Source organism: Nonomuraea sp. NPDC052116 (assembly GCF_040680035.1).
Lineage (GTDB): Bacteria > Actinomycetota > Actinomycetes > Streptosporangiales > Streptosporangiaceae > Nonomuraea > Nonomuraea angiospora_A.
Window position 1 is genome coordinate 20,159 of record NZ_JBFAWA010000058.1, and the last position, 20,430, is coordinate 40,588.

The following is a 20,430-nucleotide window of genomic DNA, read 5'->3' on the forward strand; positions in this document are numbered from 1 at the left end:
TACGTTCGATGGCAAACGAAGACAAGCTCCGGGGCTACCTGAAGCGGGTCACGGCCGACCTGCACCAGACCAGGCAGCAACTGCGGGAGATCCAGGGCCGGGAGCACGAGCCGATCGCGATCGTCGGCATGGCCTGCCGCTACCCGGGCGGGGTCACCTCGCCCGAGGAGCTGTGGCGGCTCGTCGCCGACGGCGTCGACGCGATCTCCGAGTTCCCCACCGACCGCGGCTGGGGCGAGAACCTCTACCACCCCGACCCGGACAACCCGGGCACGACCACGGCCCGGACGGGCGGCTTCGTCTACGACGCGGCCGACTTCGACGCCGGCTTCTTCGCGATCTCGCCGCGTGAGGCGTTCGGGACCGACCCGCAGCAGCGGATGTTCCTGGAGTCGTGCTGGGAGGCGTTCGAGCGCGCCGGCATCGACGCGAACTCCGTGCGCGGCAGCCGGACCGGCGTCTACGCCGGCGTCATGTACCACGACTACTTCCGCGCCGAGGCGCTCGGCAGCGTGGTCTCCGGCCGCGTGGCGTACGCGCTCGGCCTCGAGGGCCCGGCGATCTCGGTCGACACGGCCTGCTCGTCGTCGCTGGTGGCGCTGCACCTGGCGGCGCAGGCGCTGCGGCGCGGCGAGTGCTCGCTGGCGCTGGCCGGCGGCGTGACGGTGATGGCGACCCCGAACACCTTCATCGAGTTCTCCCAGCAACGGGGCCTGTCGGCCGACGGCCGCTGCAAGTCCTTCGCCGACGCGGCGAACGGCACCGGCTGGAGCGAGGGTGTGGGGGTGCTGCTCCTCGAACGCCTGTCGGACGCCCGGGAGAACGGGCACCACGTCCTCGCGGTCATCCGCGGCAGCGCGGTCAACCAGGACGGCGCCAGCAACGGGCTGTCCGCGCCGAACGGCCCCTCCCAGATCCGCGTGATCAGGGAGGCGCTGGCCGACGCGGGCCTGTCGCCCTCGCAGGTGGACGCGGTGGAGGGGCACGGCACCGGCACCACCCTGGGCGACCCGATCGAGGCCCAGGCGCTCATCACCGCGTACGGACAGGACCGGGACCAGCCTCTGTGGCTGGGCTCGCTGAAGTCGAACATCGGCCACGCCCAGGCCGCCGCCGGCGTCGGCGGCGTGATCAAGATGGTGATGGCGCTGCGCAACGAGACGCTGCCGCGCACCCTGCACGTGGACGAGCCGTCCACGCACGTGGACTGGTCGGCCGGCGCCGTCGAGCTGCTCACCGAGCCCCGGCCGTGGGAGTCCGGCGAGGCGCCCCGCCGCGCCGCCGTCTCGGCCTTCGGCTTCAGCGGCACCAACGCCCACCTGATCCTCGAAGAGACGCCGGCCGAGCAGGACGACACCGCCGAGCAGGCCGGGCTGAACCTGCCGCTGGTGCCCTGGACGGTCTCCGCCAGGGACGCGCAGGCGCTGGCCGCGCAGGCCGACCGGCTCGGTACGTGGGCGGCCACGCGGCCGGACCTGCGCGTCGAGGACGTCGGCTGGTCGCTCGCCACCGGCCGGGCGGCGCTCGACCAGCGCGCCGTGATCGTGGGGGAGACCCGGGACGAGCTCCTGGCCGGTCTCCGGTCGCTCGCCGACGGCGCCACCGCCGTCACGGGTTCCGGGGCGGGAGGCAGGATCGCCTTCCTGTTCGCCGGCCAGGGCAGCCAGCGGGTGGGCATGGGCGCCGCGCTCGCCCAGGCGTTCCCGGTGTTCGCCGCCGCACTCGAAGACGTCTGCAAGGTCCTGGACCCGCTGCTGCAGCACCCCATCAGGGACGTCATGTTCACCGACCCCGACGGGGTGCTGGACGAGACGGGCATGACCCAGCCCGCCCTGTTCGCCTTCGAGGTCGCCCTGTACCGGCTGCTGACCTCGCTGGGCATCGAGGCCGACGTGCTCGCCGGGCACTCGGTCGGCGAGCTCGCCGCGGCCCACGTCGCCGGGGTGCTCTCGCTCGGCGACGCCTGCGCGCTGGTCGCCGCGCGGGCCCGGCTGATGCAGGCGCTGCCCGCGGGCGGCGCCATGCTGGCCGTCGCCGCCCCGGAGGAGCAGGTCCTCCCGCTGCTGGCCGGCCGCGCGGACCGGGCCGGGATCGCCGCGGTCAACGCGCCGGGCGCGGTCGTCGTCTCCGGCGCCGCCGGCGACATCGACGAGATCGCGCAGGCACTCGAGGCACGGAAGGTACGCACCCGCCGGCTGCGCGTCTCCCACGCCTTCCACTCGCCGCTCGTCGAGCCGATGCTGGAGGAGTTCCGGCAGGTCGCGGAGTCCTTGACGTACGGCGAGCCCACCATTCCGATCATCTCCGACGTGACCGGGCAGAAGGCACAGCCCGGCCAGCTCACCGACCCCGGCTACTGGGTGGACCACGTCCGCCGGGCGGTGCGCTTCGGCGACGCCGTCACCACCGCCAGGGCCGGCGGCGCCACCGTGTTCGTGGAGATCGGCCCCGACGGGGTGCTGACCAGCCTGGCCAGGCAGACGCTCGACGGCGACGACGCCGCGTTCTTCGTCAGCGCCACGCGCAAGGACCGCGACGAGGCCCGCGCCTTCGTCGAGGCCGTCGGCCGGCTGCACTGCCGGGGCGTCGCCGTCGACTGGGACGCCTACTTCGCCGACGCCGTCCCCCAGCGCGTCGAGCTGCCCACGTACGCCTTCCAGCGCAAGCGCTTCTGGTTCATGCCCGGCGCGACCCCGGCCGAGCAGGCGCCCGACGGCTCCGTCGACCCCGAGTTCTGGGCCGCGGTCGAACGCGAGGACGTGGCCGCGCTCGCCGCCACCCTCGGCATCGAGGACGGCTCCCCGCTGGCCGCCATCCTGCCGGCGCTGTCGTCCTGGCGGCGCCGGCGGCGCGACCAGGACGTTCTCGACTCCTGGCGGTACCGCGTCACCTGGACGCCCGTCGGCGCACCCGGCGGGAAGCCGCCCGCGCTGTCGGGCACCTGGCGCGTCGTCGTCCCGGCGGACCGGGCCGGCGGCGACGCGGCGGCCTCCGTCGCCGGGGCGCTCGAACGGCACGGAGCCCGGTGCGAGCTCCTGGAGGTCACCGGCGACTCCGGAAGGGACGACCTCGCCGCGCTGCTGGGCGGGGACGAGGCGCCGGCCGGCGTGCTCGCCCTCCACTGCGACCTGGCCCGGACGGTCACGCTGATCCAGGCCATGGACGACGCCGGCGTGGCGGCGCCGCTCTGGATCGCCACCGACGGCGCCGAGAGCGTCAGCCGGGCCGACCCGGTCCGCGACCCGGAGCAGGCCGCGGTCTCCGGGCTCGGCCGGGTCTTCGGCCTGGAGCACCCCGCCCGCTGGGGCGGCCTCGTGGACCTGCCGGAGACGCTCGACCAGCGCGTACTGACCCGCCTGGTCGCCGTGCTCGCCGGGATCGGGGAAGAGGACCAGCTCGCCGTCCGCGCCTCGGGGATCTTCGCCCGCCGCCTGTCCAGGGCGCCCAGGGCGCGGACCGACTCGGCCGAGCGCCGGCCGGCCCGCGGCACCGTACTGATCACCGGCGGCACCGGCGGCCTGGGCGCGAACGTCGCGCGATGGCTGGCCCGCGACGGCGCCGAGCACCTCGTGCTCACCAGCCGGCGCGGCGCCGACGCCCCCGGCGCCGCCGCGCTCGTGGCCGAACTCCAGGAGCTCGGCGCGCGGGTGACGGTGTCCAAGTGCGACGTGGCCGACCGCGACGCGCTCGCGGCCCTGGTCCGCGAGATCGAGGCCGACGCCCCCGTCCGATCGGTCTTCCACACCGCGGGCGTGCCCCACATGCAGCCCCTCACCCGGCTCGGACGGGACGAACTGGCCGAGGCCACCCAAGCCAAGATCGTCGGAGCCGCCAACCTGGACGCGGCCTTCGACGGGCCGCTCGACGCGTTCGTGCTGTTCTCGTCCGGCGCCGGGGTCTGGGGCGGCGCCCTGAACGGCGCGTACGCCGCCGGCAACGCCTACCTCGACGCGCTGGCCGCGCACCGCCGCGCCCGCGGCCTCGCCGCCACGGCCGTCGCCTGGGGCTTCTGGGACGCCGCGGGCGGCGGCATGACCACGCTCCTCGACGAGGAGGACGCCCGCAGGACCGGAGTCCGCTACATGGACGCCGGCCTGGCCATCGACGCCCTGCGGCAGGCCCTGGACGACGGCGAGACCAACCTGGTCGTCGCCGACGTCGACTGGGAACGGTTCTTCCCCATCTTCACCGCCGCCCGGCGGCGGCCCCTTCTCGACGGCGTCCCCGAGGCTGTGGCGGTGTTCCAGAAGGAGGCGGTAGCCGACTCCGAGTCCTCCGAGCTGCGCGCGAAGCTCCTCCCGCTGAGCGAGGACGAGCAGGACCGGCTGCTGGTCGCGCAGGTGCGCGAGCAGGTGGCCGCCGTGCTCGGGTACGCCCCCGGCGAGGTGGAGGTGGACCGGGCCTTCAGAGACCTCGGCTTCGACTCGGTCACCGCGGTCGAACTGCGCGGCAGGCTCAACGCCGCGCTGGGCGTGCGGCTCCCGGCGACCGTGGTCTTCGACTACCCGAACGTCAAGGCGCTCGCGGGCCTGGTCCGCGGCGAGATCCTGGGCACCCGGACGGAGGCCGGGCCCACCGGCGAGAGCCGCGGGCCGGTCTCCGACGACCCGATCGTGATCGTCGGGATGAGCTGCCGGATGCCCGGCGGCGTGACGAACGCCGACGACCTCTGGCGGCTGGTCGCCGAGGGCGGGGACGCGATCTCGGCCCTCCCGGACGATCGTGGCTGGGACGTCGAGGGGATCTACGACCCGGACCCCGAGGCCCAGCTCGCCTCGTACGTACGGGACGGCGGCTTCCTGCGTGACGCGGCCGAGTTCGACCCCGAGTTCTTCGGCATCAGCCCGCGCGAGGCCCTGGCCATGGACCCGCAGCAGCGGGTCCTGCTCGAAGCCTCGTGGGAGGCGATCGAGCACGGCCGGATCGAGCCCGGCTCGCTGCGCGGCACCCGTACCGGCGTCTTCGTCGGCGCGGCCTACGAGGAGTACGGCCGCCACTCCGACCAGGTCCCGCTGGAATCCGTGGGGCACCTGGTCACCGGCACGCTGAGCAGCATCGCGTCCGGCCGGGTCGCGTACGCGCTGGGGCTCGAAGGGCCCGCGGTGACGGTGGACACGGCGTGCTCGTCGTCGCTGGTGGCGCTGCACCTGGCGGCGCAGGCGCTGCGGAACGGCGACTGTGACCTGGCGCTGGCCGGCGGCGTCACGGTGATGTGCACCCCGCTCGGCTTCATCGGCTTCAGCCTCCAGGGCGCGCTCGCCCGGGACGGCAGGTGCAAGCCCTTCGCCGGCGCGGCGGACGGGTTCGCCCTGTCGGAGGGGGTCGGCATGCTGCTGGTGGAGCGGCTGTCGGACGCCCGCCGTAACGGCCACCCGGTGCTGGCGGTCGTCAAGGGTTCGGCCATCAACCAGGACGGGGCCAGCAACGGCCTGACCGCGCCGAACGGCCCTTCCCAGCAGCGGGTGATCCGCCAGGCGCTGGCCAACGCCGGGCTGTCGGGCGCCGAAGTGGACGTGGTCGAGGCGCACGGCACGGGCACGACTCTGGGCGACCCGATCGAGGCCCAGGCACTGATCGCGACCTATGGCCAGGAGCGGGACCAGCCGCTGTGGCTCGGCTCGGTCAAGTCGAACATCGGCCACACCCAGGCCGCCGCCGGTGTCGCCGGGGTCATCAAGATGGTCATGGCGATGCGGCACGGGATGTTGCCGCGGACGCTGCACGTGGACGAGCCGTCGCCGCACGTGGACTGGTCGGCCGGGGCCGTCGAGCTGCTGACCGAGGCCCGGCCGTGGGACGTTCAGGATCATCCGCGCCGCGCCGCCGTCTCCTCCTTCGGCATCAGCGGCACCAACGCCCACGTGATCATCGAGCAGGTGACGGGCACGGACGAGGAGCCCGAGCCCGTTGACGAGCCGCCGGTGGTGCCGTGGGTGCTGTCGGGTCGCAGCGCGGAGGCGTTGCGGGCGCAGGCGGGCCGGCTGGCCGATGCGGTGGCCGGGGTCCGGCCGGTGGATGTGGCGCATTCGCTGGTGGCTTCGCGGTCGGCGTTCGACCACCGTGCGGTGGTGATCGGTGCGGACCGGGAGGAACTGCTGGCCGGTCTGGACGAGGGCGCGGTGCGGGGTGTGGCCGGGCCGGGTGGCAAGACGGTGTTCGTCTTCCCCGGTCAGGGGTCGCAGTGGCTCGGCATGGGGGTGGAGTTGCTGGATGACTCGCCGGTGTTCGCGGCGCGGATGGCGGAGTGTGAGGCGGCGCTGTCGGAGTTCGTGGACTGGTCCCTCACCGAGGTGCTGCGCGGCGGGGAAGGCCTGGACCGGGTTGATGTGGTGCAGCCGGTGCTGTGGGCCGTGATGGTGTCGCTGGCTGAGGTGTGGCGCTCGCTCGGAGTGGTCCCGGCCGCGGTGGTCGGTCATTCCCAGGGGGAGATCGCCGCCGCCGTGGTGGCGGGTGCGTTGTCGCTTGAGGACGGCGCGCGGGTGGTGGCGTTGCGGAGTCAGGCGATCGTGGCGCTGGCCGGTCGGGGCGGTATGGCGTCGATCCCGCTGCCCGCTTCGGAGGTGGCGGTGGACGACCGGATCTCTATCGCGGCGGTGAACGGGCCTGCCTCGACGGTGGTGTCAGGCGATGCGGACGCCATTGAGGAATTCCTGGCTCGGCACGACGCGGTGCGGGCGCGGCGGATCGAGGTGGACTACGCCTCGCATTCGGCGCATGTCGAGGCGATCGAGGACGAATTGGCGGGCCTGCTGGCCCCGGTGACCCCGCGAACGAGCGAGGTGCCGTGGTACTCGACGGTGCGGCAGTGCTGGTTGACCGGGACCGAGGTGGATGCCGCGTACTGGTACGAGAATCTGCGGCGGACGGTGTGGTTGGAGCCGTCGGTGCGGGCGCTGGCCGAGCAGGGCCATGGGGTGTTCGTTGAGGTCAGTGCTCACCCGGTGCTGATGATGGCGGTGCAGGAGACGGTCGAGGACGTGGTGGCCTGCGGCACGCTCCGCCGCGACGACGGCGGTCTGCGCAGGCTGTGGACCAGCGCCGCCGAGCTGTGGGTACGCGGCGTGAACGTCGATTGGGCCCAAGCGCTGGAGCCGGCCGCCCCCCGGATGGTCGATCTGCCCACCTACGCCTTCCAGCACCAGCACTTCTGGCTGGAGGAGCGCACCGCGAGCGCGGGTGACGTCGGAGCCGCCGGGCTCGGAGCGGCCGGGCATCCCCTCCTCGCCGCCGCTGTCTCGCTGGCCGACTCCGACGGCGTGCTGCTGACCGGCAGGCTCTCGCTGAAGACCCACCCGTGGCTGGCCGACCACCAGGTCAACGGCCAGATCCTGCTGCCCGGCACGGCGTTCGTGGAGCTGGCCGTCAGGGCAGGTGACGAGGTCGGCTGCGACCTGCTCGAAGAGCTCACCCTGCAGGCCCCGCTCATCGTGCCGGAACGCGGCGCGGTCCAGCTCCAGCTGGCCGTCGGCGCCCCCTACGAGGACGGGCGGCGGCAGCTCACCGTCCACACCCGGCCCGACGGCGGAGCCGCCGACGAACCGTGGACCTGCCACGCCACCGGCGTGCTCGCGCCGGAGGCCGCCGCGCCGCCCGTCCAGGAGACGGCCGCCTGGCCGCCCGAGGGCGCGCAGCCGCTCCCGATGACCGGCCTGTACGACTGGCTCGGCGCGGTCGGCCTGGGCTACGGACCCACGTTCCAGGGCCTGAAGGCGGCCTGGCGGCGCGACCAGGAGCTGTTCGCCGAGGTGGCGCTCCCGGAAGGGACCGAGACCGGCGGATTCGGGCTGCACCCGGCGCTGCTCGACGCCGCGCTGCACAGCGTCGCGCTCAACGCGGCCACCGCCGAGGAGGGGCCGCGGATGCCGTTCGCCTGGACCGGCGTACGGCTGCACGCGACCGGCGCGACCTCGATCCGCGTCCGGCTCACCCCCCGCGGCACCGACGACGTGACGCTCGCCGTCACCGACACGACCGGCGTGCCCGTCGCGCACGTGGACTCGCTGATCCTGCGCCCGCTGCCCGCCGACCTCGGCGCCGAGCAGCGCGCCACCGGAGAGGACTCGCTCTACACGCTCGAATGGGCGCCGGTGCCCGCCGGCGAACCCGCGGGCGAGCAGCGATGGGCGGTCATCGGCGACCCGTCAGAACTGGCCGCCGCCGGGATCGACGCGGCCGCACACGCCGGCCTGGCCGAACTAGTGGCCACCGGATCGGTGCCCGAATGGGTGGTCGTCCCGCTGGACGGCGAACCGGAGCCCGATCTGGCCGCGGCGGTCGCCGACCGGACCTGCCAGGTGCTGGAGCTGCTGCAGACCTGGCTGGCCGAGGAGGGCTTCCCCGCCTCCAGGCTCGTCCTCCTCACCCGGGGCGCGGTCGCGACCACGGCGGAAGAGGAGGTGCCGGACCTGGTCGACGCGGGGGTCTGGGGGCTCGTCAGGTCCGCGCAGTCGGAGAGCCCCGAACGGGTCGTCGTCCTCGACCTCGATCGCGACGCGGACTCCTGGCGGGCGCTGCCCGCAGCACTAGCGACAGGCGAGGCGCAGCTCGCGATCAGGAACGGGACGGCGTACGCGCCCCGCCTGGCCCGGCCCGGAGCCGACGGCGCGCTGACCCCGCCGGCCGCTGCCGCGAACTGGCGGCTGGACGTCACCGCCCGTGGCACGCTCGACGACCTCGCGCTGCTCCCCACCCCGTCGGCGCCGCTCGCGTCCGGCGAGGTCCGCATCGGCACCAAGGCCATGGGCCTGAACTTCCGCGACGTGCTGATCGCCCTGGACATGTACCCGGGCGACGCGCCGATGGGCGGAGAGGGCGCCGGCGTCGTCATCGAGGTGGCCGACGACGTCACCACGCTCGCGCCCGGCGACCGGGTGATGGGCATCGTCGACGGCTTCGCCCGGGAGGCGGTCACCGACCACCGGCTGCTCGCCCGCATCCCGGACGACTGGACGTTCGCCCAGGCGGCGTCCGTGCCGATCGCCTTCGTCACCGCCTACCACGCACTGGTGGACCTCGCCGGGCTCCAGGCGGGCGAGGCGCTGCTCGTGCACGCCGCCGCGGGTGGCGTGGGCACGGCCGCCGTGCAGCTCGCGCACCACCTGGGCGCCGAGGTCTACGGCACCGCGAGCGAGAGCAAATGGGACGCGGTACGCGAGCTGGGCGTCCCCGCCGAGCGCATCGCCTCGTCCCGGACGCTGGAGTTCGCGCGGACCTTCGCCCCGGGCGTGGACGTCGTGCTCAACTCCCTCGCGGGCGAGTTCGTGGACGCCTCGCTGGGCCTGCTGCGGCCGGGTGGGCGCTTCATCGAGATGGGGAAGACGGACGTACGGGACCCGGCCGAGCTGCCCTCGGTCCGCTACCAGAACTTCGACCTCACCCTGCTCGGCCCGGCGCGCACCGGCGAGATCCTGGCCGAGATCGCCGCCCTGTTCGCGCGCGGCGCGCTCCGGCTCCCGCCGATCAGCACGTGGGACGTCCGCCGCGCCCCCGACGCGTTCCGGTACGTCGCCCAGGCCCGCCACATCGGGAAGGTCGTCCTGACCGCGCCGCCCGCCCTCGACCCCGAGGGCACCGTGCTCGTCACCGGCGGCACCGGCGCGCTCGGCGCGCTCGCCGCCAGGCGCCTGGTCACCGAGCACGGCGTGCGGCACCTGGTCCTGGCCAGTCGCCGCGGCCCCGCCGCCGACGGCGCGGCGGCGCTGGAGGAGGAGCTGACCGGGCTCGGCGCCACCGTGACGGTCGCCGCCTGCGACGCCGCCGACCGCGACGCCCTTGCCGCGCTGCTCGCGAGCATCCCCGCCGCGCACCCGCTGACCGGGGTCGTCAGCACGGCGGGCGTGCTCGACGACGGGATGATCTCCTCGCTCACCCCGGAGCGCGTCGAGGCCGTCATGCGCCCGAAGGTGACCGTTGCCGCCAACCTGCACGAGCTGACCGCCGATCTCGACCTGGCGCAGTTCATCCTGTATTCGGGCGCCGCGGGCATCCTCGGCAGCCCGGGCCAGGGCAACTACGCCGCGGCGAACACGTTCCTGGACGCGCTCGCCCAGCACCGCCGCGCCCGCGGGCTGGCGGCGACCTCCCTGGCCTGGGGCCTGTGGTCACCGCAGAGCGGCAGCGACATGACCGGCCACCTGGACGAGGCCGACCTGAGCAGGCTGAGCCGGTCCGGCATGGGCGCGCTCGACCTGGAGGAGGGCCTCGGCCTGTTCGACCGGGCGCTGAGCGTGGACGAGGCGGCGCTCGTGCCGATCCACCTGGATCTCGCCACGCTGCGCGCGGGCGCGGCCAAGGGGTTCGGCCACCCGCTCTTCCGCGGCCTGGTACGCATCTCCACGCGCCGCGTGCTCGCGGCGGAAACGCCCATGGGCGAGTCGCTCACCGACCGGCTGGCCGCCCTGCCGGAGGCGGAGCGGGCTCCGATGCTCCTCGACCTGGTACGCGGCCACGTGGCCGCCGTGCTCGGCTTCGCCGGGCCGGAGTCCGTCGAACCGGGACGGGCGTTCAAGGACCTCGGCTTCGACTCGCTGACCGCCGTGGAGCTGCGCAACCGGCTCAAGGCGGTCACGGGACTGCGGCTGCCCGTCTCCCTGATCTTCGACTACCCCAACGCCGCCGCGCTGGCCGGGCACCTGCTGGAGGAGCTGGCGCCACCCGCGCACAGCGCCGAACAGCAGGTCCTGGCCGAGCTCGACCGGATCGAGGCCAGGCTGGCCGTCATGGCGGCCGAATGCGCCACCGCCGGGGAGATCACCGCCCGGCTCGAACAGCTGGTCTTCTCCTGGAAGGAACGGCACCAAGAATCCGGAGCCACCGTCGAGGACGTGGCCGGCCAGCTCAGCTCGGCCACGGCCGACGAGATCATCAGTTTCATCGACAGCGAGTTCGGACTCTCCTGAGCAGGCGTCACCGAAGGCTAGGAAGGCAGCACACATGGCGACAGAAGAGCAGCTCGTCGAATACCTCAAGCGCGTGACGACCGAGCTCCACGACAGCAAGAAGCGGCTGCAGGCGGCCGAGGACAAGGACCACGAGCCCATCGCCATCATCGGCATCGGCTGCCGCTACCCCGGCGACATCGCGAGCCCCGAGGACCTGTGGCGGGTCGTGTCCGGCCGTACCGACGCCATCTCCGGGATGCCGGACGACCGCGGCTGGGACCTGGAGTCGATGTACAACCCCGATCCCGACGCGGTCGGCACCTCGTACGTCCGGGACGGCGGCTTCATGCGGGACGCCACCGCCTTCGACGCCGCGTTCTTCGGCGTCTCGCCGCGCGAGGCCGTGGCCATGGACCCGCAGCAGCGGCTGCTGCTCGAAACCTCGTGGGAGGCGATCGAGCGGGCCGGCATCGACCCGGACGCGCTGCGCGGCAGCCGGACCGGCGTGTTCGTGGGCGCCAACAGCCCCGAATTCCTCACGATGATGATGCAGGCGCCGCCGGAGCTGCAGGGCTACCTGATGACCGGCGTCGCCCCGAGCGTGGTGTCGGGCCGCGTCTCCTACACCCTGGGCCTGGAGGGACCGGCCGTCACGATCGACACGGCCTGCTCCTCATCCCTGGTGGCGCTGCACCTGGCGGTACGGGCGCTGCGCAACGGGGACTGCTCGCTGGCGCTGGCCGGGGCCGTGACCGTCCTGTCCACGCCGGGCACCTTCATCGGCTTCAGCCGGGTACGCGGGCTGGCCAGGGACGGTCGCTCCAAGGCGTTCTCCGCCGAGGCGGACGGCATGGGGCTCGCCGAGGGAGTCGGCATCCTCCTGGTCGAGCGGCTGTCGGACGCCCGCCGCAACGGCCACCCGGTGCTGGCGGTCGTCCGCGGCTCGGCGGTCAACCAGGACGGCGCCAGCAATGGCCTGACCGCGCCGAACGGCCCTTCCCAGCAGCGGGTGATCCGCCAGGCGCTCGCCGACGCCAGGCTCGCGCCCGTCCAGGTCGACGCGGTCGAGGCGCACGGCACGGGGACCCCGCTGGGTGACCCGATCGAGGCCCAGGCGCTGCTCGCCACCTATGGCCAGGACCGGGACCAGCCGGTGTGGCTCGGCTCGGTCAAGTCGAACATCGGCCACACGCAGGCCGCCGCCGGCGCGGCGGGCGTCATCAAGATGGTCATGGCGATGCGCAACGGCGTACTTCCCGCGACGCTGCACGCCGAGGAGCGCTCGCCGCACATCGACTGGTCGGCGGGCGCGGTCGAGCTGCTCACCGAGGCCCGCCCCTGGCCCGCGGGCGGCGAGCCGCGCCGGGCCGGCGTGTCGTCGTTCGGCATGAGCGGCACGAACGCGCACGTGGTGCTGGAGGAGGCGCCCGCCGAGACCCCGGCGGAGCCCGGCGGGGAGCTGCCCGTCGTGCCGTGGACGCTCTCGGCCAGGACCGGTGAGGCGTTGGAGCGGCAGGCCGGACGGCTGGCCTCGTGGACCCGGTCGCATCCCGAGCAGGGTGTGGTGGACGTCGGCTGGTCGTTGCTCGGCCGCTCGGCGTTCGACCACCGTGCGGTGGTGATCGGTGCGGACCGGGAGGAACTGCTGGCCGGTCTGGACGAGGACGCGGTGCGGGGTGTGGCCGGGCCGTGCGGCAAGACGGTGTTCGTCTTCCCCGGTCAGGGGTCGCAGTGGCTCGGCATGGGCGTCGAGCTGTTGGACGACTCGCCGGTGTTCGCCGCGCGGATGGCGGAGTGTGAGGCGGCGCTGTCGGAGTTCGTGGACTGGTCCCTCACCGAGGTGCTGCGTGGCGGGGAAGGTCTGGACCGGGTCGATGTGGTGCAGCCGGTCCTGTGGGCCGTGATGGTGTCGCTGGCCGAGGTGTGGCGCTCGCTCGGCGTGACACCGGCCGCCGTGGTCGGTCATTCCCAGGGGGAGATCGCCGCCGCCGTGGTGGCGGGTGCGTTGTCGCTTGAGGACGGCGCGCGGGTGGTGGCGTTGCGGAGCCAGGCGATCGTGGCGCTGGCCGGTCGGGGCGGTATGGCGTCGATCCCGCTACCGGCTGCAGAAGTGATCTCAGGTGACCGGATCTCGATCGCGGCGGTGAACGGGCCTGCCTCGACGGTGGTGTCAGGCGATGCGGACGCCATTGACGAATTGATTGCCGGCTATGAGGCGCAGGGGGTGCGGGCGCGGCGGATCGAGGTGGACTACGCCTCGCATTCGGCGCATGTCGAGGCGATCGAGGAGGAGCTGGCGAGGCTGCTGGCTCCGGTGACGCCGCGAGCGGGCGAGGTGCCGTGGTATTCGACGGTGCGGCAGTGCTGGTTGACCGGGGCCGAGGTGGATGATGCGTACTGGTACGAGAACCTGCGGCGGACGGTGTGGTTGGAGCCGTCGGTGCGGGCGCTGGCCGAGCAGGGCCATGGGGTGTTCGTTGAGGTCAGTGCTCACCCGGTGCTGATGATGGCGGTGCAGGAGACGGTCGAGGACGTGGTGGCCTGCGGCACGCTGCGCCGCGACGACGGCGGTCTGCGCAGGTTGTGGACGAGCGCCGCCGAGCTGTGGGTACGCGGCGTGGAGATCGACTGGGCCGGTGTGTACGAGCCCGCCCGGCCGAACCAGGTCGAACTACCCACCTACGCCTTCGAGCGCGAGCCGTACTGGCCCAAGACCGTCCAGTCCAACGGCGACCTCACCCAGGTCGGCCTGGGCCCCGCCGGGCACCCGCTGCTGGCGGCGGCGGTGTCGCTCGCGGACGGCGAGGGTGTGCTGCTGACCGGCAGGCTCTCGTTGAAGACCCACCCGTGGCTGGCCGACCACCAGGTCAACGGCCAGGTGCTGCTGCCCGGCACGGCGTTCGTGGAGCTGGCCGTCAGGGCCGGTGACGAGGCCGCCTGCGACCTGCTCGAAGAGCTGACCTTGCAGGCCCCGCTGATCCTGCCCGAGCGTGGCGGCGTCCAGGTGCAGGTGGCCGTGGGGGCGCCCGACGAGGACGGGCGGCGGGCGCTGACCATTCACGCCCGGCTCGACGACGAGCCCTGGACCAGGCACGCCACCGGTTTCCTCGCCAAGGACACCGGCGCCGTGGCGTTCGGCGAGCCGTCGTGGCCGCCCGCGGGCGCGACCGCCGTCGGCGCCGACGACGTCTACGAGCTGCTCGCGGGCATCGGCGTCGGCTACGGCGCGGCCTTCCGCGGCCTGCGGGCCGTCTGGCGGCGCGACCGGGAGCTGTTCGCCGAGGTCGCCCTGCCCGAGGAGGCCGCCGCGGACCTGGCCGGATTCGGGCTGCACCCGGCGCTGCTCGACGCGGCCATCCAGCCGCTCGCCGTGGGCGACTTCTTCCCCGCTCAGGACGGCGCCGGGCCCGTCCTGCCCTTCGCCTGGACCGGCGTGCGGCTGGCCGCCACCGGCGCGGCCACGTTACGGGTCCGGCTGGCGCCCGCGGGAGCGAACGCGGTCCGCATCGAGGTGGCCGACGCCACCGGCGCACCTGTCGCCTCCGTGGACTCGCTGGTCGTGCGGGCGATGGCCGCCGCCGACCTCAAGGTCGCCGCGGACCCGCTGCGGGACGCGCTGTTCGCCCTCGAATGGGTGCCCGCGCAGCCCGCCCCCGCCCGGGACGGCATCCGATACGCGCTCGCGGGCGGTGATCCCTCCCGGCTCGGCCTGCCGGTGGACGCCCTCGACCCGGACGGCCCCGTGCCGGACCTGGCGATCCTGGTCTGCACCCCGTACGCGGGCGACGACCCGGCCGCCGGCGCCCGCGCCGCGACCGGTGAGGTGCTGGCAGCCGCCCAGTCCTGGCTCGAACAGGAGCGGTACGCCGACGTGCCCCTGGTCGTCCTCACCCGGGGAGCCATCGGCGACGACCTGCCGGGCGCCGCCGTATGGGGGCTGATCCGCTCGGCCCAGTCGGAGAACCCCGGCCGGTTCGTCCTCCTCGACGTGGACGGCACGGACGCGTCCTGGCAGGCGGTCCCCGCCGCCCTCGCCTCGGGCGAACCCCAGCTCGCGCTGGTCGAAGGCGAGGCCCTGGTCCCGCGGCTGGCCCGGCACCGCGCCGCGGAGCCCGCCGGCCACGGCACGTGGTCCCCCGACGGGACCGTGCTGATCACCGGCGGCACCGGGACCCTGGGCGGGATCGTCGCCCGTCACCTGGTGACCGAGCACGGGGTCCGGCGGCTGGTGCTGATCAGCCGGCGCGGCCCCAACGCCGACGGCGCGGCCGACCTGATGACCGAGCTGACCGGGCTGGGCGCGGACGTGACCGTCACCGCCTGCGACGCCGCCGACCGGCAGGCGCTGGCGGACGTGCTGGCCGCCATCCCGGACGAGCACCCGCTCACCGGCGTCGTCCACACGGCCGGCGCGCTGGACGACGGCGTCCTGGCCGCGCTGACGCCCGAGCGGATCGACAACGTGCTGCGGGCCAAGGCCGACGCCGTCCTGAACCTGCACGAGCTGACCAAGGACCTGCCGCTGACCGCGTTCGTGCTGTTCTCGTCGGCCGCCGGCGTCTTCGGCGGCCCCGGCCAGGGCAACTACGCGGCCGCCAACGCGTTCGTGGACGCCCTCGCGCAGTGGCGCGGGCGGCTCGGCCTGCCCGCCCTGTCCCTGGCCTGGGGACTGTGGGAGCAGGACAGCGGGCTGACCGGCACCCTCAGCGAGACCGACCGGGCGCGACTGGCGCGCACCGGGGTCGCGCCGCTGTCCACCGCCGACGGGCTCGCGCTGCTGGATGCGGCCTGCGCCGCCGACCGGGCGGCGCTGGTGCCGATCCGGCTGGAGTTCGCCGCGCTGCGGATGGCGGCCCAGTTCGGGGCGCTACCCACGATCCTGCGGGAGCTCGTCCCCACCTCCAAGCGGCGGGTGGTGGGCAACGACCCGGCCGCCGCGTCGGAGCTGCGCGAGCGCCTGGCCCGCATGCCCGAGGCCGAGCACGCGAGGGTGCTGCTCGACCTGGTGCTCGGCCAGGTGGCGACCGTGCTCGGCTACCGCGACGCCGGCGCCGTGGAGCAGGACCGCCCGTTCAACGAGGCTGGGTTCGACTCCCTGACCGCCGTCGAGTTCCGCAACAGGATGAACGCGGCCACCGGGCTGCGGCTGCCCGCCACGCTGATCTTCGACTACCCGACGCCCGTCCAGCTGGTCCAGTACCTGCGGGGCCGCCTGCTCGACGGGCCCCAGACGGCCGTCTCCGCCACGACCTGGGCCGGTGAGGAGGAGCCGATCGTCATCGTCGGCATGAGCTGCCGCCTCCCCGGCGGCGTCACCAACCCCGACGAGCTGTGGAACCTGGTGGCCGAGGGCGGCGACGCGATGTCGATGTTCCCCTCCGACCGCAACTGGAACCTGGACGAGCTCTACCACCCGGACCCCGAGCACCCCGGCACCACGTACGCCCGCGAGGGCGGCTTCGTCTACGACGCCACCGCGTTCGACCCGGCGTTCTTCAGCATCTCGCCCAGGGAGGCCGTGGCCATGGACCCCCAGCAGCGCCTGCTGCTGGAGAGCTCGTGGGAGGCGCTGGAGCACGCCGGCATCGACCCGGCCGGGCTGCGCGGCAGCAAGACCGGCGTGTACGTCGGCCTGATGTACCACGACTACGGGATGCACCTGCAGCAACCGGCGAGCGACCTCGAGGGCCTGGTCGGCACCGGCATCTCGGCCGGCGTCGCCTCCGGGCGGGTGTCGTACACCTTCGGGTTCGAGGGCCCGTCGGTCACCCTCGACACCGCCTGCTCCTCCTCGCTGGTGGCGCTGCACATGGCGATCCAGGCGCTGCGGCGCGGCGAGTGCTCGCTGGCCCTGGCCGGCGGGGTCACCGTGCTGTCCACCCCCTCCGTGTTCGTCGACTTCAGCCGCCAGCGCGGGCTGGCCTCCAACGGCCGCTGCAAGTCGTTCGCCGCGGCCGCCGACGGCACCGGCTGGGCGGAAGGCGTGGGCATGCTGCTCGTCGAGCGGCTCTCCGACGCGCGCCGCAACGGCCACCCCATCCTGGCCGTCGTACGCGGCAGCGCGATCAACCAGGACGGCGCCAGCTACGGGCTCACCGCGCCCAACGGCCCCTCCCAGCAGCGGCTCATCGAGCAGACGCTGGCCGACGCGGGGCTGGGCACCGCCGACGTCGACGCCGTCGAGGGCCACGGCACCGGCACCACCCTCGGCGACCCGATCGAGGCGCAGGCCATCGTCGCCACCTACGGCCAGGACCGGCCGCAGGACCGGCCGCTCTACCTGGGCTCGGTGAAGTCGAACCTCGGCCACACCCAGGCCGCGGCCGGAGTGGCGGGCGTCATCAAGATGGTGATGGCCATGCGGCACGGCGTGCTGCCGAAGACCCTGCACGTGGACGAGCCGACGACGCACGTCGCGTGGGACGCCGGCGCCGTCAGGCTGCTCACCGAGGCCACCCCGTGGCCGGAGACCGGCAGGCCGCGCCGCGCGGGCGTCTCCTCCTTCGGCATCAGCGGCACCAACGCGCACGTCATCGTGGAGCAGATCCAGGAGGAGCCCGCCGCGCCGCCGGCGGAGACCGGGCGGCCGGTGATCCCCTGGGTGCTGTCGGCCAAGACGCAGGACGCACTGAAGGCCCAGGCCCGCCGGCTGCGCGAGCACCTGGCGGCCCGGCCCGCCCGCCCGGCCGCGGACCTGGCCTGGTCGCTCGCCACCACGCGGTCCTCGTTCAAGCGGCGGCTGGTCGTCCTGGGCGCCACCCGTGACGAGCTCGCCGCCGGGCTGGAGGCGGCGATCGAGGGGACGGCGGCGGACAACGTGATCACCGGATCGGCGGCCCGCGGCAGGACGGCATACCTCTTCACCGGCCAGGGCAGCCAGCGCCCGGCCATGGGGGAGGAGCTGTACGCGGCCTACCCCGAGTACGCCGAGGCCTTCGACGCGGTCTGCGCCAGGTTCGACCGGCACCTCGACCGGCCGCTGCGCGAGGTCATCGCCGGCGACGCCGACCTGCTCAAGCAGACGCGGTACACGCAGGCGGCGCTGTTCGCCGTCGAGGTCGCCCTGTTCCGGGTCCTGGAGGCGTGGGGCGTGCGGCCCGACTACCTGGCCGGCCACTCCATCGGCGAGATCGCCGCCGCGCACGTCGCCGGCGTGCTGTCGCTGGACGACGCGGTGACGCTCGTCGCCGCCAGGGGCAGGCTGATGCAGGCGCTGCCGCCCGGCGGCGCGATGGTCTCGGTGCGCGGCGCCACCGAGGAGGAGGTGCTGACGCTGCTCGCCGGGTACGAGGAGCGCGTCGGCATCGCCTCGCTCAACGGGCCGGCGTCCCTGGTCCTGTCCGGTGACGAGACGAGCGTGCTGGAGCTGGCCGAACGGCTGGCCCGGCGCGGCTGCAAGACCAAGCGGCTGACCGTCAGCCACGCGTTCCACTCGCCGCTGATGGAGCCCGCGCTGGAGGAGTTCGTGAGCGTGGCGCGGGGGCTGGCCTTCCAGCCGCCCGCCATCCCCATCGTCTCCAACGTCACCGGCGAGCTCGCCACCGCCGACGAGCTGACCTCGCCCGAATACTGGGCCCGCCACCTGCGGCAGGCCGTGCGCTTCTGCGACGGCGTGCGAACCCTGCGGGACCAGGGCGTGTCCACGTTCCTGGAGCTCGGCCCGGACGCCGTGCTGTCGGCCATGGTCGAGGACTGCCTGGACGGCTGGAACGGCGTCGCCGCGCCGGTGCTGCGCCGCGACCGGGCCGAGGCGACCACCCTGGTCGAGGCCCTGGCCCGGGCGCACGCGAACGGCGTCGGCATCGACTGGGGCGCGGTGATCGGCACGGGCACGCCCGTACCGCTGCCGACCTATCCCTTCCAGCGGCAGCGCTACTGGCCGGACGCGCCCCGGCACGAGGAGGCCGCGGGGCCCGACCAGGAGTTGTGGGACGCCGTCGCCCGGGGCGACCGCGACGGCCTGCTCGCAGTGCTCGGTCTGCGCGGCGCGGCGACGCTCGACGAGCTGCTGCCCGCGCTGGCCAGATTGCGCGGCCAGGACGGCGCCGACCACGCGGACGTGCGCTACCAGCTCGGCTGGCAGCCCCTGACGGACCTGCCCGCACCCGCGCTCCGCGGCACCTGGCTGGTGGTCGCCCCCGACGGCGCCGGCCCGGACGGGACGCCGGTCGGCACCGCATCGGGCCAGGCGCTGGTGGCCGGGCTCGCGGCGCACGGCGCGGACACCGTACGGCTGTCCGCGATGCCGGACACCGACGGTGGCGTGGCGGGCGTCGTGTGCCTGCTGCCGGAAGGCGCGACCGCTCCGGCGCTCCCGGCGGGATCGGCGCCGGTCTGGTTCCTCACGCGGGGGGCGATCCAGGTGGCGCCGTCCGACCCGCCGGCCGGGCCGCAGGCCGCCCGCGACTGGGGCGATCTGCGGGCCACGGCCGGTCAGGGGCGCGGCGGGCTGATCGACCTGCCGGACCGGCTGGACGAGCAGGTCATGCGCCGGTTGTGCGGGGTGCTGTCCGGGCTGACCGGCGAGAACGAGGTGGCGGTGCGCTCCGGCGGGGCCTTCGCCCGCAGGCTGCGCCCGGCACCGCCGCGCGGCGCCCCGACCGGCCGCGAATGGCGTCCCGGCGGCACGGTCCTGGTGGCCGGTCCGCTCGACGAAACCGCCGCCGAGCTGGCCAGATGGGCCGCGCGCAACGGCGCGGACGAGGTCGTCCTGACCCAGCCGCACGCCGAGCTCGAAAGCGAGCCTGGCGTGGTCGTCCGGGCCGTCGGCGGGCGGCTGCCCGCGGGCCGGGTGACCGCCGTCGTCTGCACGACCGCCGAGGCGGCGTACGCGCTCGACAAGCCCGCCCGCGCCGGGGACGTGCCCGTCTTCCTCATGCTGGCCCCGGCGCACGCCGCCTGGGGCGGGGACGGCGCCGGCACGTACGAGTACTTCACCGCGCTCGCCGACGAGCGGCTCGCGTCCGGGCAGCCCGCGCTGGCCGTCGCGGCGGGCCTCAAGGAGCCCGCGGACGCGGTCTCCGCCGTCCGCCAGGCCATTCGCCAGGGGGACAGGGCGCTCGTCGTCGCCGACCCGGACTGGGCCGCGCTCGCCGCGGCCGGGCCCGCCCGGCTGCTGGGGGAGATCCCGCAGGCGGCGGCCCGGCAGGACGGGCCGGACGACGTGGTGGACGGCATCGCCGCCTTCCGCCGCCTGCTGTCCGACAGCCCGGCCGACGAGCACCACGGCATCGTGCTCGACGTGGTACGCGGCCAGGCCGCCGCGATCCTGCAGCTGCCGCTGCCCGACGCGGTGGAGCGGGACGCGGAGTTCTTCGAGCTGGGCTTCTCCTCGATGGCCGCGGTGGAGCTGCGCAACCGGCTCGTCGAGCTGACCGGCATCGAGGTGGCGGCCGACGCGATCTACGACTACCCGACCCCCGCCGAGCTGGCCGAGCACCTGCTCGCGGAGGCCGTGAGCTGAGCTCACGGACCCACCCTCGCGGGCCCACCCTCGCGGCCCTCACCCCTCGCGGACCCCACCTCTCGCGGACCCCACCTGAGAAAGGAC

At 74.5% G+C, this 20,430-nt stretch carries 2 protein-coding genes; both read left to right on the plus strand.

Annotation, left to right across the window (positions count from 1 at the left end):
• Window positions 1-8 precede the first annotated feature (8 nt).
• Window positions 9-10,898 carry a type I polyketide synthase gene (locus AB0L65_RS58710; RefSeq protein ID WP_364265644.1) on the plus strand — a complete coding sequence of 3,630 codons (10,890 nt, stop codon included), beginning with the start codon at window positions 9-11 and terminating at the stop codon, window positions 10,896-10,898.
• Between the two features lie 34 nt (window positions 10,899-10,932).
• The gene (locus AB0L65_RS58715) at window positions 10,933-20,343 is read left to right on the plus strand and encodes an SDR family NAD(P)-dependent oxidoreductase (protein WP_364265646.1); all 9,411 of its coding nucleotides are present in this window, start codon (window positions 10,933-10,935) and stop codon (window positions 20,341-20,343) included.
• Window positions 20,344-20,430 lie beyond the last annotated feature (87 nt).